23 protein-coding genes are annotated in these 26,228 nt (G+C 49.8%); 6 read left to right on the top strand and 17 right to left on the bottom strand.

The features are described from left to right. The first annotated feature begins 308 nt into the window (after nucleotides 1–308). The gene (locus tag Q0620_RS09330) at nucleotides 309–1,205 is read left to right on the top strand and encodes a menaquinone biosynthesis family protein (RefSeq protein WP_298784719.1); all 897 of its coding nucleotides are present in this window, start codon (nucleotides 309–311) and stop codon (nucleotides 1,203–1,205) included. A 624-nt stretch (nucleotides 1,206–1,829) separates the two neighbouring features. After that, nucleotides 1,830–2,621, top strand: a complete 792-nt coding sequence (locus Q0620_RS09325) for a UDP-N-acetylmuramate dehydrogenase (RefSeq protein ID WP_298784717.1) — start codon at nucleotides 1,830–1,832, stop codon at nucleotides 2,619–2,621. 312 nt (nucleotides 2,622–2,933) lie between these two features. On the opposite strand, the gene Q0620_RS09320 is transcribed toward Q0620_RS09325, so the two are convergent. From Q0620_RS09320 to Q0620_RS09240, 17 genes are all read right to left on the bottom strand, one after another. Continuing rightward, the gene (locus Q0620_RS09320) at nucleotides 2,934–3,386 is read right to left on the bottom strand and encodes a hypothetical protein (RefSeq protein ID WP_298784714.1); all 453 of its coding nucleotides are present in this window, start codon (nucleotides 3,384–3,386) and stop codon (nucleotides 2,934–2,936) included. A gap of 193 nt (nucleotides 3,387–3,579) precedes the next feature. Further along, on the bottom strand, nucleotides 3,580–5,007 hold the full coding sequence (locus Q0620_RS09315) for a phosphatase PAP2/dual specificity phosphatase family protein (protein WP_298784713.1): 1,428 nt from the start codon (nucleotides 5,005–5,007) through the stop codon (nucleotides 3,580–3,582). Between the two features lie 990 nt (nucleotides 5,008–5,997). Next, on the bottom strand, nucleotides 5,998–7,989 hold the full coding sequence (locus Q0620_RS09310) for a bifunctional alpha/beta hydrolase/class I SAM-dependent methyltransferase (protein WP_298784712.1): 1,992 nt from the start codon (nucleotides 7,987–7,989) through the stop codon (nucleotides 5,998–6,000). Between the two features lie 38 nt (nucleotides 7,990–8,027). Then, nucleotides 8,028–8,252, bottom strand: a complete 225-nt coding sequence (locus Q0620_RS09305; RefSeq protein WP_298784721.1) for a DUF1287 domain-containing protein — start codon at nucleotides 8,250–8,252, stop codon at nucleotides 8,028–8,030. Further along, on the bottom strand, nucleotides 8,203–8,583 hold the full coding sequence (locus tag Q0620_RS09300) for a DUF1287 domain-containing protein (protein ID WP_298784710.1): 381 nt from the start codon (nucleotides 8,581–8,583) through the stop codon (nucleotides 8,203–8,205). Before Q0620_RS09300 ends, Q0620_RS09305 begins: the two co-directional genes overlap by 50 nt. A gap of 7 nt (nucleotides 8,584–8,590) precedes the next feature. Further along, nucleotides 8,591–9,520: a phosphatidate cytidylyltransferase gene (locus Q0620_RS09295; protein ID WP_298784708.1), complete on the bottom strand. Its 930-nt coding sequence runs from the start codon at nucleotides 9,518–9,520 to the stop codon at nucleotides 8,591–8,593. Continuing rightward, entirely contained in the window at nucleotides 9,517–9,981 is a 465-nt protein-coding gene (locus Q0620_RS09290; RefSeq protein WP_298784706.1) for a hypothetical protein, read from the bottom strand. Before Q0620_RS09290 ends, Q0620_RS09295 begins: the two co-directional genes overlap by 4 nt. Next, nucleotides 9,965–10,603 carry a lysophospholipid acyltransferase family protein gene (locus tag Q0620_RS09285; protein WP_298784704.1) on the bottom strand — a complete coding sequence of 213 codons (639 nt, stop codon included), beginning with the start codon at nucleotides 10,601–10,603 and terminating at the stop codon, nucleotides 9,965–9,967. The genes Q0620_RS09290 and Q0620_RS09285 overlap by 17 nt, the downstream gene beginning before the upstream one ends. A gap of 464 nt (nucleotides 10,604–11,067) precedes the next feature. Further along, nucleotides 11,068–11,670, bottom strand: coding sequence for a CDP-alcohol phosphatidyltransferase family protein (locus Q0620_RS09280; RefSeq protein ID WP_298784702.1), 603 nt, complete (start codon nucleotides 11,668–11,670; stop codon nucleotides 11,068–11,070). A gap of 518 nt (nucleotides 11,671–12,188) precedes the next feature. Then, a complete protein-coding gene (locus tag Q0620_RS09275) occupies nucleotides 12,189–13,229 on the bottom strand; it encodes a DUF3137 domain-containing protein (protein WP_298784700.1) in 1,041 nt (346 codons plus the stop codon). A 138-nt stretch (nucleotides 13,230–13,367) separates the two neighbouring features. Further along, the gene (purN, locus tag Q0620_RS09270) at nucleotides 13,368–13,946 is read right to left on the bottom strand and encodes a phosphoribosylglycinamide formyltransferase (RefSeq protein WP_298784698.1); all 579 of its coding nucleotides are present in this window, start codon (nucleotides 13,944–13,946) and stop codon (nucleotides 13,368–13,370) included. Continuing rightward, a complete protein-coding gene (locus tag Q0620_RS09265) occupies nucleotides 13,937–15,586 on the bottom strand; it encodes an NAD(P)H-hydrate dehydratase (protein ID WP_298784696.1) in 1,650 nt (549 codons plus the stop codon). Before Q0620_RS09265 ends, purN begins: the two co-directional genes overlap by 10 nt. Next, the gene (locus tag Q0620_RS09260; protein WP_298784694.1) at nucleotides 15,583–17,100 is read right to left on the bottom strand and encodes a YifB family Mg chelatase-like AAA ATPase; all 1,518 of its coding nucleotides are present in this window, start codon (nucleotides 17,098–17,100) and stop codon (nucleotides 15,583–15,585) included. Before Q0620_RS09260 ends, Q0620_RS09265 begins: the two co-directional genes overlap by 4 nt. Further along, nucleotides 17,097–17,615, bottom strand: a complete 519-nt coding sequence (def, locus tag Q0620_RS09255) for a peptide deformylase (protein WP_298784692.1) — start codon at nucleotides 17,613–17,615, stop codon at nucleotides 17,097–17,099. Before def ends, Q0620_RS09260 begins: the two co-directional genes overlap by 4 nt. Beyond that, entirely contained in the window at nucleotides 17,616–18,200 is a 585-nt protein-coding gene (gene clpP, locus Q0620_RS09250; protein WP_005871578.1) for an ATP-dependent Clp endopeptidase proteolytic subunit ClpP, read from the bottom strand. Beyond that, a complete protein-coding gene (tig, locus tag Q0620_RS09245) occupies nucleotides 18,201–19,514 on the bottom strand; it encodes a trigger factor (protein WP_298784690.1) in 1,314 nt (437 codons plus the stop codon). A gap of 157 nt (nucleotides 19,515–19,671) precedes the next feature. Then, complete coding sequence (locus Q0620_RS09240) at nucleotides 19,672–21,822, bottom strand: TonB-dependent receptor (protein WP_298784688.1); 2,151 nt, start codon at nucleotides 21,820–21,822, stop codon at nucleotides 19,672–19,674. Nucleotides 21,823–22,009: 187 nt separating this feature from the next. On the opposite strand from Q0620_RS09240, the gene folE reads away from it, so the two are divergent. From folE to Q0620_RS09220, 4 genes are all read left to right on the top strand, one after another. Next, entirely contained in the window at nucleotides 22,010–22,594 is a 585-nt protein-coding gene (folE, locus tag Q0620_RS09235) for a GTP cyclohydrolase I FolE (protein ID WP_005871572.1), read from the top strand. Nucleotides 22,595–22,705: 111 nt separating this feature from the next. Then, nucleotides 22,706–23,905 (top strand): NifS family cysteine desulfurase, encoded by a 1,200-nt coding sequence (locus Q0620_RS09230; RefSeq protein ID WP_298784686.1) that lies wholly within the window; start codon nucleotides 22,706–22,708, stop codon nucleotides 23,903–23,905. 3 nt (nucleotides 23,906–23,908) lie between these two features. Further along, on the top strand, nucleotides 23,909–24,910 hold the full coding sequence (locus Q0620_RS09225; protein ID WP_298784684.1) for an iron-sulfur cluster assembly scaffold protein: 1,002 nt from the start codon (nucleotides 23,909–23,911) through the stop codon (nucleotides 24,908–24,910). A gap of 404 nt (nucleotides 24,911–25,314) precedes the next feature. Then, nucleotides 25,315–26,103 (top strand): transporter substrate-binding domain-containing protein, encoded by a 789-nt coding sequence (locus Q0620_RS09220; RefSeq protein ID WP_297996425.1) that lies wholly within the window; start codon nucleotides 25,315–25,317, stop codon nucleotides 26,101–26,103. Nucleotides 26,104–26,228: the final 125 nt, after the last annotated feature.

Raw genomic sequence — 26,228 nt, 5'->3', positions numbered from 1 at the left:
TTCTTTCCCTCGTCCATGTTTTTCCTTAAAAATAAATTCATCTGATTTTACCAAATTTGAAATGAATTTTTGATTATTCGCCCAAATTTGGCGCGGCATCGGAATTTGAAATTTTTAAGGAGCGCAAAAAGTTCTGCAGGGCAAGCGGAGAGCATTAAATTTACATTTCTAAGCACGCCTGATTTTTCACGTTTTTCTTTAGAAATTCCGCATTTTTATGAGGGCTGTAGCAAAATTTCACTATAATTTCGCAACATTTAAAAATCACGCTGCGCGCGAAATTTAAAGCGGAACAAAAAGGATAAAATTTGAAGATTTTTAAGCATATAAACGTCGCTCACTCGCCGGATGCGGACGATATTTTTATGTATAAGGCGATTGATTTTGGCTGGGTGAGCTCCAAAAATCTAAAGCTTAGCGCCGCCGCGCTTGATATCCAGAGCCTAAACGACGAAGCGCTAAAGGGCACTTACGAGGCCACGGCGATTAGCTTCGCGCTATATCCTCTTATCTGCGACGAATACGCGCTTTTGCGCACGGCGGTGAGCTTCGGCGAGGGCTACGGCCCAAAGCTCGTTAAGAAAAAGGGCGCGGTTTTAAAGCGAAATTTCAAAGTCGCACTAAGCGGCAAACACACTACCAATGCCCTGCTTTTTCGCATGGCGTATCCGCAGGCGCGCATAGTTTATAAAAATTTCCTAGAAATCGAGAGCGCGGTCTTAAGCGGCGAGGTGGACGCGGGCGTGCTGATACACGAGAGCATTTTGGACTTTTCGGACGAGCTTTGCGTGGAGCGCGAGATCTGGGATATCTGGAGCGAGCTATCGGGCGAAAATCTGCCGCTGCCGCTAGGCGGTATGGCGGTTCGCCGCAGCCTGCCGATAACCGACGCCATCGAGTGCGAGCGTGTGCTAACCGAAGGCGTACGCATCGCCACCGCGCATAAGCCTTTTTTGTCGCACATGCTGATGGAGCGAAATCTCATCCGCGTGGACGACGCAAAGCTCGAAAAATATCTGAGCCTTTATGCCAACGAGACCTCGATCGAGCTTTCGGGGGCACAGATAAGGGCGGTGGATAGGCTGTTTGAGCTTGGCTATGAGCGCGGATTTTACCCTGCGCCGCTTAGCGCGCAGGAGAATTTTATCCCGCGCGAATATAACGAGATTCGTTTCGCGGACTGCGGCGGGCAAAACCCGATGTAAAGGCGGGCGAGGTTAAAATTTAGCTGGAATTTAGCGCTTGTCTCGGCTGAATTTGCTTGGAACACTGCCCCTTCGTTTCGGCTAAATTTCTAGGCGTTAAGGGGTTTGTGCCTCGGCGAAAATTTTACTTTGGCGTAAGGGTAGACGCGAGGTAGAATTTTACCCCGCGTTCTTGCCTTGGCGGTGCAGCCCCTTCGCCGCTTTTGGATTTAGCCGCGGAGTGCAATGTGGATTTAAAATTTGCGCGCAAATTTAACGCCGAGCCTTCCGCGGATCGCCGCCAAGTTCGTCAATCGACCGCGCTGTGGCGCCATTTGTCGCGGTGCAATCTGTACGCCTTAAATTTACGGCTACGCAGCGATAAAATTTTGCAGCGCGGCGCTACATTGCGCGGCTGTATTTTGTACCGCAGGGTGCGAGCTGCGCGTGTGACGTAGCACGCCACTGAAAACGTATCGAAAGCGAGCTAAATTTAATCGCAGCAGCAACGTCAAATTTTGAAATAGCGTTCGCGTTTTGCACCGTGCGGTGCGGCGGTATCGCTAAATTTTAAAACGATACGGGGCGCGGCGGGTAAAATTTTAAATTTACGAAACCAAAAAATAAAATTTAAAAGGCAAAATTTTGAAAACAAGGCAGATAGATTTTAGCAAATACACCTCCGTGCGCATCGGCGGGAGCTTTGCGGTGCAAATTTTAAAAGACGAGGCCGATTTTGCGGAGTTTGAGAGCATAGCGGGGGGCGCGATCATCGGCGGCGGCAATAATCTGCTCATCTCGCCCGCGCCGCCGCACCTTGCGATGCTAAGCGAGGAGTTCGACCGCATAAGCTTAAGCGATGATGTCCTTAGCATCGGGGCTGCGACGAAGTCGGGCAAAATTTACAACTTCGCCAAAAAGCAGAGCCTCGGCGGTTTTGAGTTTTTGCGAAACATCCCGGGCACGCTCGGCGGGCTAATCAAAATGAACGCAGGGCTCGCCGGCGCTAGCATCAGCGATAGCCTGCTTGCCGTGCGCCTGGCTCGCGGCTGGGTGGAGCGCGAGCGGATAAGCTTCGGCTACCGAAGAAGCGGGATCGAGGAGCCGATTTTGGGCGCCAAGTTTAAAATTTCACGCAGCTTTGATGCCGAACTCGCCGCGGATTTCGCTGCTAAGCGCGCCAACCAACCGCGCGGCGCAAGCTTTGGAAGCTGCTTCAAAAATCCGCCGAATGACGCCGCGGGCAGGCTGATCGAAGCGGCAGGATTAAAAGGCCACGCGATCGGCGGAGCGAAATTTAGCGAGCAGCACGCGAATTTCATCATAAATTTCAGCGGCGCGAGCTTTGAGGATGTGATTGCGCTCATAAATTTAGCGCAAAGCCGCGTTTTTGAGGAATTCGGTATCGAACTGGAAACCGAGGTCGTGGTGCTATAAAAGGAAATTCGTATATTTTGCCCCGACTAAACTTACTCGGTTGTCCATTCCGTCTTTTTGCACTGGATTTTTTATGCTTTGAAATTTTAAAATACCGACGAAATCGTCAAATTTAAAAGCGCTCGATACGGTGCGCCGGCGATACTAACCGCTGTTTCATCGCTTAAAATAGTCGCTACAAAAATGGTCCGCAAAAGCAATCAATTTTATCTCGTTTATCTCGCCATGAAAAACAGTTGTTGAATTTTGCGCACCAAACCGATGAGGCCGTCTAAATCGGCATTCCGTAACCGTCTAAGCGGGCAAGCAAATTTAGCTCAGATAGTAACACGCAAAAGCCACAACGGCGACGATAAAAGTAAGCGCGACCGTTAATTTATATAGCCGCAAAGCTCCCGCGCAGCGACTTTTCATATCGCGGATTTTGGGCGGCTTGCTAGCTAAATTTAGCTCTGCAAGCGCCGCGTCAAATTTGCCGCAATCAAGCCTCCACTCCGCAAAATCTCTAAAAATCAGCGTATCAAAATGCAGCCTAACGTGCAGATAAAATAACCCCGCAAAAGCCGTCAAAAAGCTCGCAATCACGGCAAAATTCGTAAAAATCGTAAGACAGACGGCTAGCTGGAGTAAATTTAACAAGAAAAACAGCCTATGCGTCGCCAAAAACCTAGCTGTAACCAGCGCCAAGGCTCTATCGTCTGCCCTTTGGCGGCATTCCCGCTCCCCGTCTTGCGCCGCTTTTTTGCTTTGCTCCGCATTCGTCATTTTCTCTCCTCATTTTGGGCGTTTGCCTTTGGTTAAATTCCCGTTTGTTTTCGCCGAGAATTTTGCCATGCCGCTTGTTTCCAGCCTGTAGATTTTTTAAATTTGATCCCTCAAACCGGACTTGATCAAATTTGACCCGCATCTATTTCGCGCTTAAATTTGCCGCACTTGCTTTTGCGAATTTGGCCGGTCTTTACTCCGCTTTCGAACTTACGCGGGCTTCTGCGGCTAGCCGCGTTATCCTCTCGCGCAGCGAGCTAGCGACTGCGATCTTTTCGCGGCGAGATTTTAGTAAATTTAGCGCCTCGTCAAAGCCCAGTCCCGCGTAAATCACCAGCCAAGCAAGCAGCACCGACGCGCTCCTGCCGTAGCCAAGCGCGCAGCAGACCAGCACCTTTTTGCCGTTTTGCTCGGCGGCTCGTTCGTTCGCGCCTGTAAGATTTTGGCCCGCCTCGGCGATAAAATTTGATCCCAGCTTCGCCTTTCGCGGCAAATTTTCGCCGACGCAAAGAGCCCTTTTTACGAGCCGCTCAAGTTTGTCCGCGCCGCGTTTTAGCTCGTCTACGCTCGGCGTTATCATATCTAGCATAGGCACGCTCGCATAAATTTGAGCGCCGCCAGGCCGCTCAAACTCGTCCGCGCAGTCTAGCACCGCGTAAAATTTGCCCGCCTGCTTAACCGAGCCTAGATACAGCCCCGGCAAAATCTCGTCTGAAAGCCGGCGTCCGCGCAGCCAAAAAATCGCATTTAACCGCGCTACGCAAAGATAGGGAAAAAGTAAAGCTTTAGCAGCGGTGGCGTGACGGCCTTGCTCGTTTTTAGCAAAAACTCCCGCGCCCAAAAACGCGTAACCGCAAGCGACTAGCGCGAAGCTAAGGCTCGCCCACGACAGCCACAGCATCCACGCGCCCCAAATTTTAGCTCCCAAAATCGCCGCAAAAAGCGTCATAAACGCAAGCCCTAGATATAGCGCCGCCCATTTGTAGCGAGCAGCCTCCATAGCTATAGCAAAACTAAGCGGCTCGCCATCCATCGGACGAACGAGCAGCACAAAACATCCCGCGGCTAGCCCCGTCGGAATGTCGATAAAATGGTGCTGATACGTGGTCAGCACGCTAAAGCCGATGAGCACAAACCACGCTACGAGCGCCGCTTTAAGCCAAACCGCGCGCGCCTTGCGAAGGTAAAATGCGCCCACGACGACGCAAAGTATGATGTGTAGTGACGAGGCTTGATTAAACGGGAGGTCAAAGGCGGCGAGGCTCGAGAACAAAAAACCGCTAAAGCCTGAAACTGCGGGCTTTTCCCACGACATTTGCAGAGGAAAAGCGATAAAAAACAGCGTCGCGATCATTTGAGCGACTAGCAGCTGCGTAACGTAGCGCGCGAGCTCCCCGGCGTCACGGCAGAGGAAAAATCCAAGCGCGTAGAGCAAATTTAGCGACCAGTACGGCACGATGCTCCACGCCCAAAACGGTAGCGCGCGCTCCCACGCGAAATAAATCTCGGGCACGTTTGCGCGAGCGCTCGCGAGGGCGTTCGTGGCGCCGTAGCTAGCGTAAAATATCGCCGCAACGACGACTAGCGCGGCCAGCTGATATAAAAACGGTTTTGTTTTCATTTTTGCCTTTTTTGCTAATTCTATCAAATTTTAGCGGATTTGCGCTTTGGCGGCTTAATCGCCGATATCGCTCGCTTGACGCAAAAGGCGTAAAATTTACTCGCCGAGACCTGAATCTTTAAAATGTTAAATTTGGTTTGGTTAAATTTAGTATTGCGCATTAAATTTACTCTTTCTTGTTAAGGGGGAAGGGGCCTGAATTACGCTCTGCTAGCAGTTGCGAGGCAAAGCCGAAGCAAAAGAGCTCCCTTCCTCCTTAACGATCCCCAACCCCTACGACGTGAGAGGTTGCTGCACTGCGTGCAGGTTTAAATTTGGCGCTACCGCGCCGCACGTTTTTTAGTTTAACATTTTTGAGATGCGGGTCTTGGCGACTCAAATTTGAAGCCGAAATTTGTAAATTTTACTCACCCAGACCTGTATCTTTAAGATACTAAATTTAAATTAGTCAAATTTAGTTAGATTCTTTTCGTAAAAAACAACCGTTTGAGGTTGTTTTTTACTTTATTGTAAAGGGGGTGGGGGCTTAAAATGCGCTCTGCTAGCAGCTCTCAAAGAGAGTGCGTCCTAGCAGTAGCAAACGAAGTGCAGCTAAGCACAAGGCGAGGCAAAGCCGAAGCAAAAGAGCTCCCTTTTGTATCCGCTTTTCTCTTTTTCTTGGGTGGCGGAAGGGGTTTCTGCTTACGAAGCGTCGCCCCTTCCGCCCCCAAACCCCCACCATACCCACTGCACGTGAGATATTGCTGCACTGCGTGCAGGTTTATCTGGCGCTAACGCGCTGCGTGTTCAAATTTACGCTTTCACGATGCGGGTCTCGGTCGGTAAAATTTGCAAATTTGACCCCAAATTTGAGCGTAAAACGATAAGGCGCAGTATTTTCTCTTTAGACGAGGCGGAAACGACGGAGGCCAGAGAGCGGACTAGTCGTCCGTGACCGAAGCCGACCGAGTTTCTAACGAAGTAGAAAGGAAAAAGACAAGCCGCTAAAGACTAAATTTTAACGGCCAAACTCACGCTAAATATCCCATCCCCATCTATCCACTCTTTTACTTTTTTAAATCCCGCATTTGCTACGAGCTGATCCATCTCGGCCTGGCTGCGGCGGCGCATGATCCACGCAGCGCCCTGCCTGTGGCTGGATAGAGCGCGCGCGATCATCTCGAGCTGCGGGTGCCACGGCTGGTTGGTGTAGATGAGGTAGCCGCCGCTTTTTACGCTGCTTGAAAAGCCTTGTAGCGCAGTGCGCACGACCGAGTTATCCGGGAAGAGCTCAAACAGCCCCGACACGACGCCTAGCGTATATGCGCCCTGCAGACCCTCGTAGCTAGCTGCCTCAAAGGCATTTGCCTGCGTAAAGCTCGCGACGTCCTGCAGCCCGCGCTCCTTTATCATTTCGCTGCCGGCTTTTACGTTTATGTCGCTGTAGTCGCGTAGCGTTATGCGTTCAAATTTATGTCCCTGCGCGGCGTCTAGTATGTACCTGCCGTGCCCTGAGGCGATGTCTAGCAGTCGTAGCGGCTCGCCGCGCTCCTGCAGCTTTGCTACGGCTTGATCGATCGCTAGCTTGATATTTCGTTTGCGCTCTCTGATGCCGCGCCAGCCGATGGCATTTAGGTAAAATTTGTCAATAAATTTGAAAAATTTATTCGCTCCTTGCGGCTTGTTTCGGTAAACGTAGTCAAGCGTACTGCCGCTATCGTAGCCCGTGTTTTCGCCTATATTTAGCCCGCCGACCCACGGCGAAACCGCCTGCATAAATACCCGCTGAAATTTAAACCGCAAATTTTTCGGGCTAAATCTCGGCAGCGGCGTTGCTAGCCTATCGGCCTCCTCGCGGCTAAATCCGTATTCGTCCGCGTGCGTGCAGTCCACCTCGCTAAAAGGCGCGCTAAACCTCTCGCCGACAAACTCGCGCACTATACTAAACGCCCTCTCCCGCTCGCTCTCGCCCAACGTATCGTGGTAAAATCCCTCTAAAATCTCGCGCCTTTTTACCCGCGCGCCAAGAGCGTTGTAAAACTCGTGCTGCGGGGCGTGCTCTACGACCCAATCATCGCCTGAAACCAGCAGCAGCGTAGGCGTCGTGATAGCCGCAGCATCCGAAACCACGCGCTGCGCCGCTTCGTAAAGCCCCAGCAGTATGCGCACTGAGATCGCGCGAGTGATGAGCGCATCGGCGTCGTAGCTTGCCTGACGCTGTTTGTCGTGAGTGAGATAGTGCGCCTTGACGTAGCTGTTTACGAAGAAATTTCCGCGCGAGGAGTAGAGCGCCTTTAGACCTGCTCTAGCAAACGGCACGTAAAGCTTCACGCTAAACGCCGGACTAGCCAGCACCGCGCAGCGAACGCGCGGAGCGTAGTCGTGCAGCCACGCCGAGACCAGCACCGCGCCCACGCTTTGAGCTATCACGGCTAGATTTTGCGTCTCAAAGCCAAATCTCTGCTCGATGTGCGCCACAAACTCGTCCACGTCGGCGATGAGGCGGCCGATACTCGGCGCGTCGCCCCGCTCTCCGTCGCTCCTGCCGTGTCCGCGCTGATCCCACGCAAAATAGCTAAAACTCTGATCCGCTAGCCCGTCCGCTACGTGCGTCGTCCTGCCAGAGTGCTCGTGCCCGCGGTGAAATATCGCTACGGCTTTGGCGTTTGGCGCAGCTTTAAATTTGAGATTTTGCTCGGCGTTTTCGCTCAAATTTGACGCGCCGCATTTGCTAGTTTCGTTTAAATTTGAGTCCGAGTTTTTGTCGCTGTTTGGTAAATTTTGCTCGCCCGATTTACCTTCGCCGCTTAAATTTGGCTTCGTATTTTCATCCGCGTCGCCTGCTTGCTCGATAGTCAAATTTGACATTTCGTTTGCGGCTCCGGCGCTCAAATTTACTTCATTTGCGCCCGGATTTTCGCACGCCACGTCCGCAGCCAGGCGGTATCTGTAAAATATCCTCGCTCCGTCGCTCGTTATAAAATAGCTCTCTTTAAACTCCATTTTTTGCCTTTCTTACTTAAATTTATCGGTTTTTACGCTTATTTTATCCTAAAATGCCCCGTTATCTCGTACACGTTTAGCACATCCTCCTCCTGCGCGCCAAGCCCGATGTTGTGGATCACAAGCGGGGTTTTACCGCCAGCAAATTTATCCGAAACTATACCGATATGCGGCCTGCCGTTATCCGGCCGCCACGTCACGATATCGCCGGCTTTAAACTCGCCCTTCGCCTCGTAACCCTTGCGTTTTAGATAGGTCGCGATGTTTGGTACGCGGCGATGATCGATGTTTTTGTCGGTCTTTTTCGCACCCCAGTTTTTTTGGATAAACGCTAAAATTTGCGCTCATATCCTCGTGGATGAGCCGCTGCAGATCGACATCCTGTCCGCGCAGCGCTCTAACGACGACGTCGGTGCAAACGCCCTTTATCATATCCACATCGCCCATGGGATAGGCTAGCCTAGAGTACGAAGGATCGTAAAACAGCGTCTGCCCAACCTGCGCTCTAGCGTCTTGCGCGAGCTTTTCGGCCGAAAATGCAAAGGCAAAATTTGCCGCGAGCGCTAAAAGTAAAATTTTACTCCAAATTTTCATCAAAACCTCACGCGTAAAAATATCTAACTATGTGAAAAAATATCGGCGCCGCAAAGCACAGCGAGTCCATACGGTCAAGCATCCCGCCGTGCCCGCTGATCATGTAGCCCCAGTCCTTGACGCCTAGATCGCGCTTGATCGCCGACATAACAAGCCCTCCTAAAAAACCCATCATACAAACGGCAAGCCCGATAAAAAACGCCCCCACCGCGCCAAAAGGCGTGAGATGATGCAGGCACGCAGCCAGCGCGCTAGCGCTAAGAACCCCTCCCGCAAAGCCGACCACGGTCTTAGACGGGCTGATGCTAGGCGCGATCTTGCGTTTGCCAAAAAGCTTGCCCCAGACGTACTGCAGCACGTCGCTAGATTGCACGACCAGGATCAAAAACAGCATCAGCTCCATGCCGCTGCCGCGCTTAAGATCCAGCAAAAGAAGCGCGGGGATATGCGATATACAAAAGACGCAAATCATCAGCGCCCACTGGATCTTCGTCGAGCGCTCTAAAAAATAGGCCGCATCGCCGCAAACAGCCGCCAAAATCGGCAAAAACAAAAATCCGTAAACCGGGATAAATATCATCGCCATCGCGTACCAATCGGCATAGATAAAGATATATTGCATGGGCAAAATCACGTAAAAGCACGCCACGAGCGCGATGTGATCGCCTCTGCGGATGTAGATGAGCGACAAAAACTCGCGCAATGCGGCAAACGAAACTAGCAAAAATAAAAATATCACGGCGTTTTTACCCATATAAGTAAACGCAAAAATGACCAAAATCATCGCCCACCAGGCGTTTATGCGCGAGGTCAAATTTGCGATGGTTTTGTTCTCGGCGCCAAATTTTGCCTTTAGCATAAATGCAACGGCGCTAGAGACGACTAGCACCGCGATGAGTCCTAAAAATAGATTTAAGATATGATTTTGCGGGTTCATTTTAGTGCCTTTTGGTTAAATTTGAAGCTAAATTTGACGCTTGTTTTGCATGTTGCCGAGCGAGTCGAATTTGCGAGCGTTTGGTTTGCCATACGGACGGCTTGAATGGTTAAATTTGTTAGCGAGAATTGCTCGCGATTTGAGCCTGCGTTTGGGTCAAATTTGATTTGCGGCGAGGCGAGCGTTTTGATCCGGGTTTCGCGTTTAAATTTGACGCTTTTGGCCGCCGCTTTAGAAGGCTCGCCGTCAAATTTGCCGTAAAAATCGGTCGCAAATTTACCTCGCTCGTTTGACCGCTTTATCTCGCGCTCAAATTCTTTACGACGAGTGCTGCAAATTTCATCTCCAAGCCCCAAGCCGTCGCAAAAAATATCGACCGAATTTTCTCGCGCGCTTGACGGGTTTGCGGGGCTTAAATTTACCCCCGCAGTCAAAGTCGCCGCGCTAGGCTTTTGTTCCATCATTTTGCGTATCGCTCATCGCTAGCAGCGCGTCCTGCGCCTTTTGTAAAAACTCGCCCTTGCCCTCGCCGCCGTAGGTTATCTCCTCGCCCACTATCAGCTCGCAAAGCAGCGGAATGGGTATCATAAAGCCCTTGGGCAGGACGTTACGCGCGTTTTTGATCCAAATCGGCACCAAAGGCACGGAGGGGCACTCCTGCGCCAAACGAAACACCCCGCTTTTAAACGGCTGTAGCGCGAGATCGTCATCCATCTTGCGCGTGCCTTCCGGAAAGATGATGAGAGAGTGTGTCCGCAGCGCGTCGCTCATTTGCGCTAGCGCTTCTAGCGGATCTTTGCGGCGACTTATTAGCACCATGTTAAATACGTTTTTAGCAAGAAACCTGCGCACCGGCCCGCTCTCCCAGTACTCCGCCGCCGCGACGGGGCGCACGCGCTTTCTCACGCGATACGGCAGCGAGACGAAAATCAGCAAAAAATCGCCGTGGCTAGCGTGGTTGGCATAGTAAATTTTAGTACCCTCGCCGATATTTAAAAGCTCCTGCGGCGGTCGCACGCCCGTGATAAATATCGTGATACGGCAAAGGATAAAATCAAGCGCTGCAGCTAAAAATTCTTTCATCTCGTATCCTTTTTACTCTTTTACTTTTCAAAATCATTTTTTGCGGTGCCCTCAATTTTACGGTTGCGTGCAGCGAATAAGCTTCTCGCCCATCTTGCCGAAAACGAGCGTTTAGACATGAATTTGAGGCGATTAAAGCCGATACGGTTTTAAGTAACGCCTGCAATTTGCCGCTTTTGCTACTTGCCTTTAATTTCACCGACTTTGATAAAACGCTCGAAATCAACCGACGCGTTTTGCGCGCCTAGCGTCTTTTAAAGCGTCTAAATTAAGCGGACAAATTCGCCGTGATATTTTATCCTCGCCTCAAAAAATCTCGTAAATTTAAACAAGATCAAATTTATAACGATTGCGTGCCCGCGTCGAGGCGAGCTTAAAACTTTTGCAATTATATCAAATTTAGGCGAATTTACCTTGCGTCGATTTTGGAGATAGCTATTAAATTTATCCTCGTCCAAGGCGCCTTATTCCACGCTTTTTAGTCCCATCCTCACGCGGTTTGCGCAAGTAAGCGCGAGTAAAAATATCGCGGCGTAAAGTACCCAGCTAAACCACTCTGGTAGTCGCCCAGATAGCGCATATACCGTACCGATAAGCCCGAATATAAACGCGCGGTCGCTCTTGCCCATAGGTCCGTCGTATCGCCTGCCGCAACCGTGCACCTGCCCTAGGACGCCCAAAAACTCACTCATAAAAGATAGAAAGATAACGAGCGCGATAACGCCCCAGTCAAACGGAGCCACGAAGGCAAACGGCAGATACAGCGCGGCGTCCGAGATGACGTCCGTGGCTTCGTTTAGGTAGCCGCCCAGCGGGCTTTTTTGATTAAACTCGCGAGCCAGCATGCCGTCGATGGCATTTAGCGCCATACGCAAAAACATCCAAACGGGCAGCAGAAAGAATAGCGTCGAAATTTCGGCGAATTTTATCAAAAGTCCACCCAGCAGAACGGAAATGACGCAGGCTGTGATCGTGACTTGATTTGCGCTGACGCCCGCGCCGTAAAGACGTCTTACTAACGGACGAAGTAAATTTTGAAATTTGGGCTTTAGCTCGTAAATCGTCATAAGGACTCCGAAAATTTGATTTTCGTATTGTCGCTTAAAAATGCTTGGAGGTAGATTAAATGTGTGGCCGGCTTTTGTGTGAGCTTTTTAATCGTCGATTTTTAAAAGCATTAGGATAGCGAAATGAACGATGCAAATATAAGTAAATTATCTCTTCTATCATTGCCGCGATGGGCACTCTATTTTTTTGACGCGAGCTCGCGACGGTAAAAGTAGCGTTTACGGCACGATGATAGGCAGCGTGGTAATCTCCATTATGGAAAGCGTACGGCGCAATCATCGCCATATCAGTATCCATCTTTGCTCAATTCCTCTATGCGGGCCACAAAAATTTATAAACCGCATGGGATTTCATCGCGATAGATTTCAAACTTCGCTCTCCGCCGCAAATGTAACAGACCTTGTCGCGAAAATTCTAAATCATAGAGGCGCCGAGCCGGGAAGAGTACTTTTAAATTTTAAAATTTCGCGGTAGAGTAAGACCTCCGTATTTGCGGATTTAAAGTCAAATTTCAAATTTAATCTTGCCAGATATTTTCGTTTAGTTTCAGGCTTTTTACGATGGAGAGAAAGAATAGAAGCTCGTGCTTGATAGACGCGGCGGGATCAAAGCCAAATACGCTGCGATCCACGCTAGGCTCGAAACTATCGTATCCCGTGCGGATGAAAATATAGACGTTTTTGCCCGAAAAGCTTAAACTGATCGGTCCGCCGGCACCGCTTCTAAAGCGAAGCAAGCGCCGCATAAAGGCAGGTGTGAGGGCATACATTGCAGACACCGCATCGGCGCTATATACGCTAAATGCGGAGCTAAACTCGCTATCGTCCATCGCGATCTTCTTAAGTCCGCCGAGCGTCGGTCTCGCGCTGAGCAGCGGCAAGATCACGGCCACCGAGTTTATGCGCTTTTTAAATTCCGCGTAGAAAAAGATCCCCCTGCTGCTACGTCGTTCGTCAGTATGAGTCACGCAAACATCCGCAAAGCTGAAAAATACTCCGTCATAAACGCCGGAAATTTTATCTTCGCAATCAAAATAGCTTATGCCGTCCACAAATAGGCCGCTAGCGCGCAGATACGCCGGCCGAAACGAGCCTGAAATTTCATATCGGTAGCCTAGGCTCGCGATATAAGGCGCAATATATTGGTGTTTAAAGGCGCGGACGAATTTTTTGGATCTGTTGTATTTGATCCGCTCCAGCGCGGCATCTGCGATATTAAACAAAGAAAGGCAGATGGTTGCGAGTGCGATGACGAAGCGCAAGGTATCATTCTCGCACATTTCTACGCCTTTGGCAAGTATCCACAGCAAGGTGCAAAAGATAAATACGCGCACTATATTTGCATCTTTATTCACTACTCTAAAAGAGATGCTGCCGCAGCTAAATACCACTATGATCCAGCAGAGACCTACTGCTGCTTCTTGATCTCTAAGATTGAAAAATAGCCACAGCGCCGAGGCTAGTACCGCTAGTGCTATTATCGAAAACGCCGTGCCTTTGCGCTGCTCCGCCTCTTCCAGGATGCCGAGCCTTAGTTTTTCCAGTTCGTTTGCGGTCATCTTTCTCTTTCTAAATTTAGCTAGTAAATTTTAAAGCTTAGCCTCGAACCGCCCCTAAATTTAAAGAACTAAGCTTTAAATTTATAAAATTCCGCGGAATTTCGCTCTTTAAATTTAGCGCGAATCTCTGCGCTAAATTTAGCTTCGGCACAAAATTTCTACGATCACCTGCGGTAATAGCTCATGTTCGATCTCGTGGATTTTGGCCTCATAAGCCTCAAGGCTCATTCCCGCGCTCTTTTCAAACGCGCGCTGAGCAATGATCGCGCCGCCGTCTAGCTCCTCGCTGACCCAGTGCACGCTCACGCCGCCTACCTTCATATCGCTCTCAAAGCTCTCTTTTATCGCGTGCGCGCCCTTAAAAAGCGGCAGTAGCGACGGGTGCAAATTTATCGCGCGAACTCTGCTCGTAAAAACGGGCGTGAGAATCCGCATAAAGCCCGCAAGCACCGTAAGATCCGCGCCGCTTTTTTCGATCTCGCGCACGAGTGCGGCGTCAAATTCCTCGCGGCTAGCGAAGTCTTTATGATTTAGGATCACGCTTATTAGCCCGAATTTTGCAGCCTTTGCTATGCCGCCTGCGTTAGCTTTGTTGCTTAGCGTTAGCGCGACTTCGATCTTGGTTTCGCCAAAAATTTTGCCGTGCAGCTTCTGCAAAATCGCCTCTAAATTTGAACCGCTACCGCTAAAAAGCACGGCGAGCTTTTTCACAACCATTTTACCTCCTCGATGAGATCGAGCGGATTTAGCGCGTAGGAATTTTTGGCGAAGGCTCGCGCAGCGAGTGCGTGGGCTAGGACACCGCAGATTGAGGCTTGCAGGGGAGAGTAGTTTTGCGCGAGCAGCCCGCCGATGAGCCCTGCTAGCACATCGCCGCTGCCGCCCTTTGCGAGCGCGGCGTTACCTTTGTCGCAGACGTAGATGATGCCAGCTTGGGCGATGAGCGTGTTTGCGCCCTTTAGCACGAGCACGCCGCTAAATTTCTCGCTCCATGCCCGCGCAAGCTCGAAGCGCCGCTCTTGCAGCTCGCTCACGCTAAGATCTGCGATACCCGCGATCTTCAAAAGCGAGCAGAACTCCTTCGGATGGGGCGTTATGATTAAATTTGAATTATCGCTAAGTAGGCTTAAAATTTCGCTCTCATAGCACAGATCGGCGTCGATGACGCAGTTTTTGCCCCGCAGCGCGGCAAGATCGATCTTCCGCTCCCCCAGCCCGCAGCCGCAAACCACGACCCGCGCGGCATTGAATGAGCTTTTTTGCATCAAAATCGGGCTTAAGTTTAACGGCTCATCGCTAACGACGCTAACGAGCCCGCTGCCGATCGCGTGAGCCGCTAGAGCCGCCATCTGCGCCGCTCCGCTCATCTGTCCGCTTACGACGTAGGTGTGCCCGAAGTCGCCCTTGTTGGTGTTTTGCTTCCTGCGTAGCGGCAGCTTCAGATCGCTTTTTTGAAGTAGAAAATATTCGCTTCCCCTTTCAAAATTTGAGCGCGAAATTCCAAGATTTGCGACCTTGATCCGCCCTACCTGATCCTTCGCGCCGTCCGAAAACAGCGCGAGCTTTAGCGCTCCCATCGCGATCGTCAGATCCGCGCAAAAGGCAGCTCCTAAAATGCGCCCGCTTTTATCGATGCCACTTGGGATATCGACTGCGATTTTTAGGGATTTTGCGCTATTTGCGAGAGATAAAATTTCACAAATTTCAGAGCTTAAGGCTTTGTTTAAACCGCTGCCGAAAATCCCGTCGATTATGCAGCCTGCGTTTATAATCTCATCGCGCAGGACGCTGCCCGGCTTGCCGCAATCGTTGCCTGGCTTGCCGAAATCTCCACCGTCTTCTGCGGTTTCAAATTTAGCGCTTGTAAATTTTGCGCGTAATTTATCGCCGCCGCCCGAATTGTCCGCGCCGCTTAGGCTTTCGCGCTCGCCCCGCGGCTCGCTCGCGCCAGCGTCTTTTAAATAGGAGCCGCTTGCACTTTCGTGCGCACAAGCATCCTTGATAGACGCGCCCTCTACGTGCCCACAATCGTCTTTTGCGCTCGCGATGTCGATAAACTTAACGCCCGCAGCCCGTGCCGCATCAGCTTGGAATTTACCTGCCACGCTTCTATTTTGAAGCACGCAAAGCGCCGTGCAGCTAAAATCGCCGCTTAGCCTTCGCAGCGCCGCCAGCGCGTCTGCACCGTTATTCCCACCGCCGCAAAGCGCCAAAACGCGCGAGCCCTTTTTGAGCCGCTTTCTGATCTCACGCTCGATCCTGCCTGCGGCGTTTTCCATTAAAATTTGCTCGCCAAGTCCAAATTTTGTGCTCGCTCGCGCGTCGAGTTCCTCGGTGCTAAAGAAAATTTTTTTCAAATTTCGCTCCTTATGCGAAAGCTAAGAGCCTCCAAAATATGCGCCTTAGCGATGATCTCAGCGCCTGCTAGATCGGCGATGGTGCGGGCGAGCTTTAGCGTCTTATTCACGCCGCGCTGCGAAAGATCGTAGCGGGTGATCGCGGTTTGCAAAACATCCCGCGCAGCGCTTTCGCAGATACAAAATTTTTCAGTATCCTCGTCGCGCAGCTTTGCGTTTAGCTCGCTCTGTCCGCGAGACTTTTGCGCGCGAAACGCCCGCAGCACCGCATCCGCCATCTCCTCGCTGCAAACGTCGCTTCTGTCGTCTGCGCCGGTCTCATCCATCGCGACGTATATGTCGATGCGATCGAGCAGGGGCGCGGAGATCGTGTTTTTGTAGCGCCTGATATCGTTTAGCGAGCAGGTGCAGGTGAGGTTTTTGGAAAATAGATTTCCGCACGGGCAGGGGTTTTGCGCCGCGACGAAGATAAATTTCGTTTGGTATTCGACCTTGGAATTTACGCGCGAAATTAAAATTCTATTATCCTCCAGCGGCTCGCGCAGGCTTTCTAAAATTTGCTTGCCGAAGTGCGGCAGCTCGTCGAAAAACAGCTCACCGCCGTTTGCGAGCGCGACCTCGCCGATCTTTGCGCCGCTACTGCCGCCGCCGAAAATCGAGCTGCGCGTGCTGGTGTGGTGCGGCGAGCGGAAGGGGCGCAGCGCGCTAAAATCGACGTCTTTGTTATTTAGCGACTCGTAGGCGCACGAGAGTAGCACTTCGCCCAGGCTCTGTGGAGGCAGAATCCTGGCTATCCGCTTGGCGCACATACTTTTGCCGCAGCCGGGGCTGCCCTCAAATAGGATATTGTGCATGCCGCACGCGGCGATCAGGCTCGCGCGCTTGGCGCGCTTTTGCCCCTTGACGTCTTTGAAATCGAGCGAAAAATCGCGGTTGGGGACGTAAATTTGCCCGTCAATCTCCACGACGTTTTTAAAAAGCGGATGGGTTTCTCGCATAAGCCTGCTTGCGGCAAATTCTTCGTCTAAAAAAAATCTGACCGCATCGTTTAGGCTGTCCACGGCATAAACGTCGTAGTTTGGGATCGTGCAGGCCTTTAGAGCGATACTTTGCGGCACTAAAATTTTAGCGCGCTTCACCTTCGTGCTTAAAAAAAGTAGGATCGAAAAGAGGCTTGCCGTGCTCTTTAAGCTGCCGTCTAAACCGAGCTCGCCGAAGACGAAGAAATCGCCGTCGATGCGCTCTTTTTGCAGCGCGATGAGAAGCGCGATCGCAAGATCGAAGTGTGAGCCGTTTTTGGGTGTGTCGGAGGGGGAGAGATTTATGATGATTTTGGAGGCGGGAAATTTAAAATTTAGGCTCACAAGAGCGGCTTTTACGCGACTTTCGCTCTCTTTTATCGTAGCGCCCGCAAGGCCAACGATATTAAATCCCGGCAGCCCCCGCACGAATGTCGATTCAACCTCTACGGGGATCAGAGCATCCGTGAAGGCAGCGCATTTTAGGGATTTCATTTCGATTTTTCTTTTAGGCTTTTTTTGAATTCTTTATCAAATTTTTTGCGTTTGTTGTATCCGATGCGCTCGATAAAAAGATGTCCGTCGAGGTGATCCATCTCGTGCTGGATACAGACGGCTAGCAGCTCGCTAGCGTCCATTTGCTGGGTATTGCCGGCGCGGTCTTGAAACTGCACCGTAATAAACTCGGCGCGCGTGACGTCCTCGTAAAAGCCCGGCACCGACAAGCAGCCCTCCTGAAATACGACCTCGCCTTCCTTTTTTAAAATTTGCGGATTGATGATCTCGATGAGGTCTTTTTTGTCTTGGATTTTTTCCTCATTGGCTAAATTTATGATCAAAGCGCGCACGGGCTTGCCTACCTGGATGGCGGCAAGGCCTATGCCGTTTTTTGCGATCATCGTCTCATACATATCATCCAAAAGCTTGCCCAGCGCTGCATCGAATTCCACGACCTCGGTCGATCTTTGATAAAGCTTTTTATTCGGATAGGTAAGGACGTCCAGGATCATCTATTTAAAGCTCTTTTGAAGTACTTGATCGATTAGTCCGTATTGCACGGCATCCTCGGCGCTCATGAAAAAGTCGCGATCGGTGTCCTTTTCGACCTGCGCGAGATCTTTGCCGGAATTTTGCGAAAGGATGCCATTTAGAATTTCTTTCATTCGTAAAATTTCTTTGGCTTGGATCTCGATGTCGGTAGCCTGACCTTGCGCGCCGCCGAGTGGCTGGTGGATCATTATGCGCGAGTTTGGAAGCGCGTAGCGTTTGCCTTTGGCGCCGCAGCTTAGCAAAAACGCTCCCATCGACGCCGCTTGACCGATACAGATCGTGCTTACGTCGGGTTTGATGTAATTCATCGTGTCATAAATGCTAAATCCGCTCGTAACTACGCCGCCCGGGGAGTTGATGTATAGATAAATATCCTTATCCGGATCCTCCGCTTCCAAAAACAGAAGCTGCGCGACGATCGAGCTTGCTACCGCATCGTCTATCTCACCGCTAAGCATTACGATACGGTCTTTTAACAGCCTCGAGTAGATGTCGTAGCTGCGCTCTCCGCGACTAGTTTGTTCGATAACGTAAGGAATCACCATCTATTCGCCTTTCTCTTCTTTTTTGCCCTGTTTGGAGAAAATATCGTTGAATAGCTTCTCCTCGATTAGCGCCATTTTGACGGCTGGTAGCATGCCGTTGTTGCGGTATCTATTTAGATGCTCCTTCGGATCGGCGCCGTATGTGTAGGCCTCCATATAGACCGCTTGGACGAGCTCCTGATCGCTCACGTCGATCTTGCGTTTTTTGGCTAGCTCGTCGATTAGGAATGTCAGTTTGACGCTGTTTTCGGCAGCCTTTCTAAACTCTTCGCGCTTTTTATCCAGGGCGTCTTTGTTGTTTTTAAATTCCTCGATCTGCTCTTTTGAAAAGCCGCTCCAGGCGTTGTTAAACTGCAAATTAATCTCCTGCTCGACGATCGCTTTTGGAAGCGCGAAGTTAAATTTCTCGGCGAGCGCGTCGGCAAATTTAGGCTTTAGATCCTCGTTTATAAGCTTTTGAAGCTTATCGTTTTTGATGCGCTCTTTGATGCGCGCTTCAAATTTCTCCTTGCTAGGCTCCGCTTCTCCCGGAAGCGCTTGCTTTAGCTCCTCCTCGCCGAGCTCTTTGGCAGGTTTTTTAGCCTGAATTTCATGAAGTTTGACTTTAAAAATCGCGTCCTTGCCGGCTAAGCTTTTCGCGCCGTAATCTTGCGGAAATTTAACCGCTACGTCGCGCTCCTCGCCCACTCTAAGTCCGATCATACCGTCTTCAAAGCCCGGGATGAATTGATTTGAGCCGATCTGAAGGACGTAGTCCTGCGCCTTGCCGCCGTCGAATGGCTTGCCGTCCACGAAGCCTTCGAAGTCGAATTTTGCAAAATCGTCTTTGGCTAGAATTTTTTTGTTGGTCTTAGAAAGCGGAGCGATCATCTGCAAAAATTCCGCCACTTTCTCGTCGATCTCTTTTTGAGTAACGCGCGGGCTGCTAAATTTAGGGATCAGCTCCTCATACCCCTCGACGCTAACCTCGGGCTTGAAAGAAATTTCGATCTCGATCTCGACATCGCCGTTTTTTTCATCAAATTTAGAAAAGACCGGCTCAGATAAAATTTCATCTTGTTTTTTCTTTAAAATTTTAAGAGACTGATCGATCATATCTTTAAGAAGCTCCTGCTTTGCATCGCCTTCAAGCTGCTTGCCGTATCGCTTCAAAACCACTGCGGTAGGCACTTTGCCCTGTCTGAATCCATCAATTCTTAGCTGCTTGGAGGCCTTTTTGGCTAGCTCTTCTACTTTTGCCGCGATCTGCTTTGCTTCGATCTTGCTCGCAGCTACCGCATTCGCGGCGTCTTTCATTTTTGCTTTTACTTCCATAAAATTCCTTTAGAAAATTTAAAAATAGCTCGTAATATATCAAAAAATTTCTTATTTAAAGTATAAATTTCCAAAATTTGCCGAGCCTAAGTGGTTTGTATTTATCAAAATTTCAAAATTTTAAAAGCCTGCCTTAAAATTTAAAGCGGGCTTGAGGTTAAAATTTTACCGATACGTTAAACATAAACTGCCGTGCGTAGCCCATTTGAATAGGTATCACGCTCGTGGTCGTGCCGGTTGAGGATGAGGTGTAGTATTTTTTGTCGGTCAAATTTTTGACATTGAACGAAAAATTCGTATCATAGCCCGAAATTTTAGTATCGTAGCTCACGAAGGCGTCATAAACTACGGCGTGAGGCAGCTTAAACGCCGTTCCTGCGGGTACGCTCGGTAGGTTCGTTCGCATATAGTAGGTGTACCACGAGCCGAAATATCGCGCGCCGCCGCCAAGCCTAAGCCCCTTTGCGCCTAGATGCGCGAAATCGTAGTTGGCAAATAGGCTTGCTTGGTGCTTCGGCGTCGCTTCCAGCGGTTTGCCGATTAGCACCGCAAAAGCGCCGTCGTCCTCGCGCACCTTCGTTTTGGTGTATGCGTAGCTTGCCGACATGCTAAGCCCCTGCGTCACGCGCCCGTTTATATCGAGCTCAAATCCTCGCGAGCGAGCCTTGCCGATCGTCTCACTTATATTATTTACCGTCCGCAGGATGTTTCTTTTATCGATATTAAACACCGCCGCACCCGCAGTGACTCGATCGTTTTGAAATTTAGTGCCGAGCTCCACGGATTTGCCTTCCTCCGGCTTTAGATCGCCGCCTATCGCCTCGCCTATGGACATCTGCGGCGTGAAGCTTTGCGAGTAGTTAGTATATACCGACCACTGCGGGCTTAATAGGTACAAAAGCCCGCCCTGATAGGTCGTAGCGGCCTTTTTCTGATCGGTGTTGTTCGGTCCTTGCCAGCTTTGTTTGGCTACTTGATCGTAAAATTCCCTACGCACGCCCAGAGAAAGTATCAATTCGTCGGTTAAATTTATATTATCTTGGGTGTAAAGACCGATCGTTCTTAGCTTTTGATATTGTATTTTTGGCTCTCTATCGTTCGTTAGGACGGCGCCCGAAGCGGTCTGTCCGGTAAGCATATTGATGCGCCCTGCGGTGCCTTTTAGCGCGCCCGGGCGGTATCTGTAGTAGTTTTTGTAATCCGTGCCGAAAAGGACGTCGTGCTTAAGCGGACCCGTTTCAAATTTGCCGTTTAGCGTGACGCTTGCTGCGTGCGTGCGGTGTATGAAATTATCGTAGTAGTTATACGATCGCGTCGTGCCGGTAAGGCCTTGGGGCGTGAATGGATTGTTCGGACGGACGTAGCCGTATTCGTGCTTGCTGCGCGAGAAAGCATAGGCGCCTTTTAATATCCAATCCTCGTTAAATTCCTTCTCAAAGCCGAAATCAACCGTATCTAGCTTGCTTTGTAGTTTATTTACCGGCTCGTCGAAGCGGACTTTGCCGCTGCCGTAAATTTTACCCGTACTCGGCACCAAAAACGCGCCGCGATCCACCGGATCGGTAGAGCGGCTATGGGTGTAGCCTAAGTTTATCGAATAATCGTCTCCTTGATACGCAAGCGACGGCGCAAAGAGCGTGTTTTTTATACCGCCGAAGCTTCGCCAATAATCCTTCGCGTAGTAATCGAATATAAATCTATACGCAAAGCCGCTATCTGCGATCGGTCCCGTAGTATCAAATCCTGCGTCCCAATAGTTGCGATTGCCCAGCCCGCCCCAAAGCTCATTTATAAACTCATACTGCGGCTTTTTGGTTACCATGTTTATGACGCCGCCCGGTTGCTGCGCGCCGTAGAGCATGCTCGCGGGCCCTTTTAGAACCTCGACGGATTGAATAGTTTTGTTGAAATTGTGCATCACGGCACCTGGCACGCCGTTGCGCATAATCGAGCCGTCGCGACCCTCGCCGAAGCCACGCTTGATGATCGCATCGAAAATATTCCCTGTCGTATTTGCATAGCTTATGCCGCTTACGTTTTGCAACGATTCCGCTAAGGTGTCTGGCTTTTTGTCCTTTAGATGCTGCTGCGTTACGACGTTTACGGTCTGCGGAATTTCTAAAATTCGCTTAGTCGTCTTGCCGATCTCGCTGCGTACGGCGCGGTAACCGTCGTCGTTATTCGCCCATTCTACGACCTCGATATCGCCTAGGTTTTCGCCCGAGGCGGAGCTTGCCGCGGCGTTTTGTTCGGCGCAAGCAAAAGAAAAGAGCGCCAAAGCCGCGCCAAAACTCATCTTAAATTTCATCGCCAAACTCCTTATAGATAAAGTTTATCGAAACGGCGGATTTTAAACAAAAATTTCTTAAATTTAAATATATTATCATTAACATAATGAGATTGATAAAATTTCGCGCGGAATTTTAAAATTTATCAGCGTTATAAAAGGCGTTTTTGAGTAATATCGCGCATCGATCTTTAAGGAATTGCTAAAAATGGACGAAAAAAGCCGAGCAAAATTTGAAAGCTGCGTGTCGCAGATGCTTGAAATTTTAGGCGAGGATCCGAAACGCGACGGGCTTGCGAAGACGCCGGGGCGCGTGGCTAAAGCCTATGAGTTTCTAACTAGCGGCTACGAGCTGGATCCAAAAGAAATTTTAAACGACGCGCTGTTTGAGAGCAGCAACAATGAGATGGTTTTGATAAAAGATATAGAATTTTATAGTCTCTGCGAGCACCATCTGCTGCCGATTATAGGGCGGGCGCACGTCGCGTATATCCCGAATAAAAAGGTCGTGGGGCTTAGCAAAATTCCGCGCATGGTAAATATTTTCGCGCGCAGGCTGCAGATCCAAGAGCAGCTTACCGAGCAGATCGCAAGCGCAATCCAAGAGGTGATCCATCCGCTCGGCGTGGGCGTGGTGCTGCAGGCGCGACACATGTGTATGGAGATGCGCGGCGTGCAAAAGATCAACTCGACCACGACTACGTCGGCACTTAGGGGGCTTTTTATCAGCCGAAACGACACGCGCAAGGAATTTTTCGATCTAATAAATTCTCCGAAAACTTTCGGTTTTTAAAACGGCAAGCGTTAAAGAAAAATTTAGCAATTATGTTATATTATCGTGCGAAATTGATAAAAGAGCGAAATTGTCTGATTAAATTTCAGACAAATTTTAGAAAGGAATTTTATGCAGCGCGTTTATTTAGATAATAACGCCACTACGATGGTCGATCCCGAAGTTTTCGAGGAGATGAAGCCGTTTTTTTGCCATAAATACGGCAATCCAAACTCCCTTCACAGCTTCGGCAGCGAGACCCACCCCGCGCTAAGAACTGCGATGGATAGGCTCTATGCGGGGCTTGGCGCTGCGGATGCGGACGATATCGTCATCACGAGCTGTGCGACCGAGAGCAATAACTGGGTTTTAAAAGGAATTTACTACGATAAAATTCTAACCGGCGAGAAGGATAATATCATCATAAGCTCCGTCGAGCACCCTGCAATCAGCGCGACCTGTGCTTTTTTAGAAAAAATTTGCGGCGTAAAGATTACTCGCCTGGGCGTCGATAAAGACGGACTAATCGATCTTGACGAGCTTAGCGAAAAGATCAACGACAAAACTGCGCTTGTTAGCGTGATGTGGGCAAATAACGAAACCGGCACGATCTTCCCCGTAAAAAAAATCGCACAAATCGCACACGAGCATGGCGCGCTATATCATGCCGACGCGGTGCAAGCGATAGGTAAGATAAAGGTGAACGTGCGCGATGCGGATGTGGATTTTTTGAGCCTTTCCGGGCATAAATTTCACGCTCCAAAGGGCGTCGGCGCACTCTACATAAAAGATAGTAAGCCGCTTACGAGCCTACTTCACGGCGGCGAGCAGATGGGCGGGCGCCGCAGCGGCACGCTAAACGTCGCAGGCATCGTGGGGCTCGGTAAGGCTTTAGAGCTAGCGAATAAATTTATGGATTTTGAGCGTACTCAGGTAAGCAGACTTCGCGATAAGCTGGAGGATGCGCTTTTGCAAATTTCAAACGTCAGCGTCGTGGGTGATCGCAGCATTCGCGTGCCAAACACCATCCTCGCCTCGATCCAAGGCGTCGAAGGAGAGGCGATGCTGTGGGATCTAAATAAAGCGGGCATAGCCGCTTCTACTGGCTCTGCGTGTGCGAGCGAGGCGCTTGAGAATAACCCAATAATGGAAGCGATCGGCGCAGATAAGGAGCTGGCGCATACGGCGCTAAGACTTTCACTGTCGCGCTTTACGACGGAAGCGGAGATCGATTACGCGATCGAGCATATAGGTAAGGCTATCGCCCGTCTGCGCGGGATTTCAAGCACGTTTGCTTACGCGCCGCAAGGTTATGAGAAAAATAAAGGATAAAAAATGGCAAAAAATAGTTTGATAAATGGCTCGATCTGGGAGCAATACTCGCAAAAAGTGCAGGACCGTATGAATAATCCTCGCTATATGGGCGAGATCACCGAGGAGGAGGCGAAGGCTAGAGGCGGTAAGCTAGTGGTCGCAGACTTCGGCGCCGAGAGCTGCGGCGATGCGGTGCGGCTGTATTGGTTGATAGATCCTAAAACCGATAGAATTTTAGACGCTAAATTTAAAAGTTTCGGCTGCGGCACGGCGATTGCGAGCTCGGATACGATGGCCGAGCTTTGTATCGGAAAGACCGTCGATCAAGCGGTAAAGATTACAAATTTAGACGTAGAGCACGCGATGCGCGATAATCCCGACGAGCCCGCCGTACCGCCGCAAAAGATGCACTGCTCGGTAATGGCATACGACGTCATCAAGCAGGCTGCGGCGAATTATAAGGGCGTCGATCCCGCGCATTTCGAGGACGAGATCATCGTGTGTGACTGCGCGCGCGTAAGCCTCGGCACAATCAAAGAGGTGATCCGTCTAAACGACCTCCATACTGTCGAGGAGATCACGCAATACACCAAAGCAGGTGCGTTTTGCAAATCCTGCGTGCGCCCGGGCGGACACGAGGAGAAGGATTACTATCTGGTCGATATTTTAAAGCAAACCAGAGAGGAGATGGAGCGAGAGAGACTTCAAGCTCAAGCCAAGGCGAGCGCCGCTACTAGCGCGAAAGTGGGAGCCGAGATGAGCTTTGAGCAGTTAAATCTAATCGGTAAATTTAAGGCTGTCGAAGGGGTGCTTGACGAGGATATCCGCCCGATGCTTCAGATGGACGGCGGCAATCTCGACGTCATCGATATCAGACCTGCAGACGACGGTAAAACGGACATATATATCCGTTATCTTGGCGCTTGTAGCGGCTGCGCCAGCGGTGCGAGCGGTACGCTGTATGCGATAGAAAACGTCTTGCAAGAGAATTTAAGCCCTAACATCCGCGTAATGCCGATCTAGGGCTATTACTGCTACGTTTGTATCTTAGCTTAGTCTTACGAAATTTTAAGAGCTTGAGCTTTTGCGCAACAGTGGAGCTAAATTTCGCCCCTTAGCTAAATTCGCAATTAGACGCTAAATCTGCGTAGAATTTCACCGTTTGCTTTTAAGAATATCGTAAATTTTGCTAAGGTTTTCTAGCGTGAAATCCATCCGTAAAATTTTGTTTATAAATTTAATTAAAAGCTTTTTTCGCTCGTGTAAGTTTTTTATGAGATTTCGTTTGTAAATTGGACATAGAATTTCTCCGCGAGTTTCGTCTTTTCATAAATTTAGATGAAAATGCGCCATAAATCGCAGAATTTTAGCTGGCTATAATTTCTTTTTATTATAATTGCGCCTTATTTCAACTAAAAGGGGAGCAAATGAAAGTATTTGTTTTGGCGGCTCTACTACTTGGTTTTCTATCTGCAAATTCTTTGGATCAGATCAAAAAGGATAGGCTCGTTCGCATAGGTGTATATAACGATCAGCCGCCGTTTAGTGCGCTCGTAGACGGCAAATATAGGGGATTTGAGATTGCTCTTGGCGAAAAGCTCGGTAAGGAGATTTTCGGCGATAATCCTGGCAAGGTAAAATTTATCCCGATCACGGCTTCAAGGCGCATTAGCGCTTTACAGCGCAATGAAGCGGATATGGTGATTGCGACCTTTACTCCGACGCCCGCGCGAGCGAAAAAAGTAGATTTTTCGGAGCCTTATTTTAAGGTGCAGGTAGGTGTGCTAGCCAAAAAAGACGAAAATATCACGAGCTTCGATCAACTCCGCAAAAAGAGGATTTTCGTCATCAAACACTCTCCTATTCACAATTTCTTACGCAAAGCGGGCTTCAGAAAGAATTTGAATTTCTGCGCCAGCTCGGCTAAATGCTACCGCGCTTTCAAAAGGGCGAAAAATGCCGTGCATGTCGATGATAACCTAATCCTGCACGCATACGCAATCATCGATAATAAAACGCAGGTTGCTTTGGATGGTCTAGGTAAGCAAACTTACAACGCAATCGCCGTGCAGAAGGGCAATAATGCGCTGCTAGAGCTAATCAATACATCTTTAGCAGGACTAAAAAAAGATGGATTTTTGGATAAGACCTTTGATGATACGCTCGGGATTTTTTATCATGGCACGATCGATAAGAAGGAATTCTTGGTTGAATAAAATTTCGTGCGGAATTTAATTCGTGCGCTTGACTTCCGCTTAAAATTCGTTTTATTGTAATTACGGAGTGAAAAAATATATTGCGGGCTTAATTTGCTTTTAGAATTCGGTCTTGATTTTACTTG

It is taken from the genome of uncultured Campylobacter sp., from assembly GCF_938017615.1.
Classification (GTDB): Bacteria; Campylobacterota; Campylobacteria; order Campylobacterales; family Campylobacteraceae; genus Campylobacter_B.
Note: the sequence above shows the minus strand (reverse complement) of the source record. Positions and strands in the feature narration are given on the sequence as shown.

Bases quoted from the DNA above. Each gene is read 5' to 3' on its own strand.
- purN (WP_298784698.1), bottom strand. From the start codon at position 13,946: ATGGTTGTGAAAAAGCTCGCCGTGCTTTTTAGCGGTAGCGGTTCAAAT.
- Q0620_RS09230 (WP_298784686.1), top strand. From the start codon at position 22,706: ATGCAGCGCGTTTATTTAGATAATAACGCCACTACGATGGTCGATCCC.
- Q0620_RS09260 (WP_298784694.1), bottom strand. From the start codon at position 17,100: ATGAAATCCCTAAAATGCGCTGCCTTCACGGATGCTCTGATCCCCGTA.
- Q0620_RS09275 (WP_298784700.1), bottom strand. From the start codon at position 13,229: ATGACCGCAAACGAACTGGAAAAACTAAGGCTCGGCATCCTGGAAGAG.
- tig (WP_298784690.1), bottom strand. From the start codon at position 19,514: ATGGAAGTAAAAGCAAAAATGAAAGACGCCGCGAATGCGGTAGCTGCG.
- Q0620_RS09280 (WP_298784702.1), bottom strand. From the start codon at position 11,670: ATGACGATTTACGAGCTAAAGCCCAAATTTCAAAATTTACTTCGTCCG.
- folE (WP_005871572.1), top strand. From the start codon at position 22,010: ATGGACGAAAAAAGCCGAGCAAAATTTGAAAGCTGCGTGTCGCAGATG.
- clpP (WP_005871578.1), bottom strand. From the start codon at position 18,200: ATGGTGATTCCTTACGTTATCGAACAAACTAGTCGCGGAGAGCGCAGC.
- Q0620_RS09295 (WP_298784708.1), bottom strand. From the start codon at position 9,520: ATGAACCCGCAAAATCATATCTTAAATCTATTTTTAGGACTCATCGCG.
- Q0620_RS09290 (WP_298784706.1), bottom strand. From the start codon at position 9,981: ATGGAACAAAAGCCTAGCGCGGCGACTTTGACTGCGGGGGTAAATTTA.
- Q0620_RS09310 (WP_298784712.1), bottom strand. From the start codon at position 7,989: ATGGAGTTTAAAGAGAGCTATTTTATAACGAGCGACGGAGCGAGGATA.
- Q0620_RS09240 (WP_298784688.1), bottom strand. From the start codon at position 21,822: ATGAAATTTAAGATGAGTTTTGGCGCGGCTTTGGCGCTCTTTTCTTTT.
- Q0620_RS09300 (WP_298784710.1), bottom strand. From the start codon at position 8,583: ATGAAAATTTGGAGTAAAATTTTACTTTTAGCGCTCGCGGCAAATTTT.
- def (WP_298784692.1), bottom strand. From the start codon at position 17,615: ATGATCCTGGACGTCCTTACCTATCCGAATAAAAAGCTTTATCAAAGA.
- Q0620_RS09320 (WP_298784714.1), bottom strand. From the start codon at position 3,386: ATGACGAATGCGGAGCAAAGCAAAAAAGCGGCGCAAGACGGGGAGCGG.
- Q0620_RS09285 (WP_298784704.1), bottom strand. From the start codon at position 10,603: ATGAAAGAATTTTTAGCTGCAGCGCTTGATTTTATCCTTTGCCGTATC.
- Q0620_RS09220 (WP_297996425.1), top strand. From the start codon at position 25,315: ATGAAAGTATTTGTTTTGGCGGCTCTACTACTTGGTTTTCTATCTGCA.
- Q0620_RS09315 (WP_298784713.1), bottom strand. From the start codon at position 5,007: ATGAAAACAAAACCGTTTTTATATCAGCTGGCCGCGCTAGTCGTCGTT.
- Q0620_RS09225 (WP_298784684.1), top strand. From the start codon at position 23,909: ATGGCAAAAAATAGTTTGATAAATGGCTCGATCTGGGAGCAATACTCG.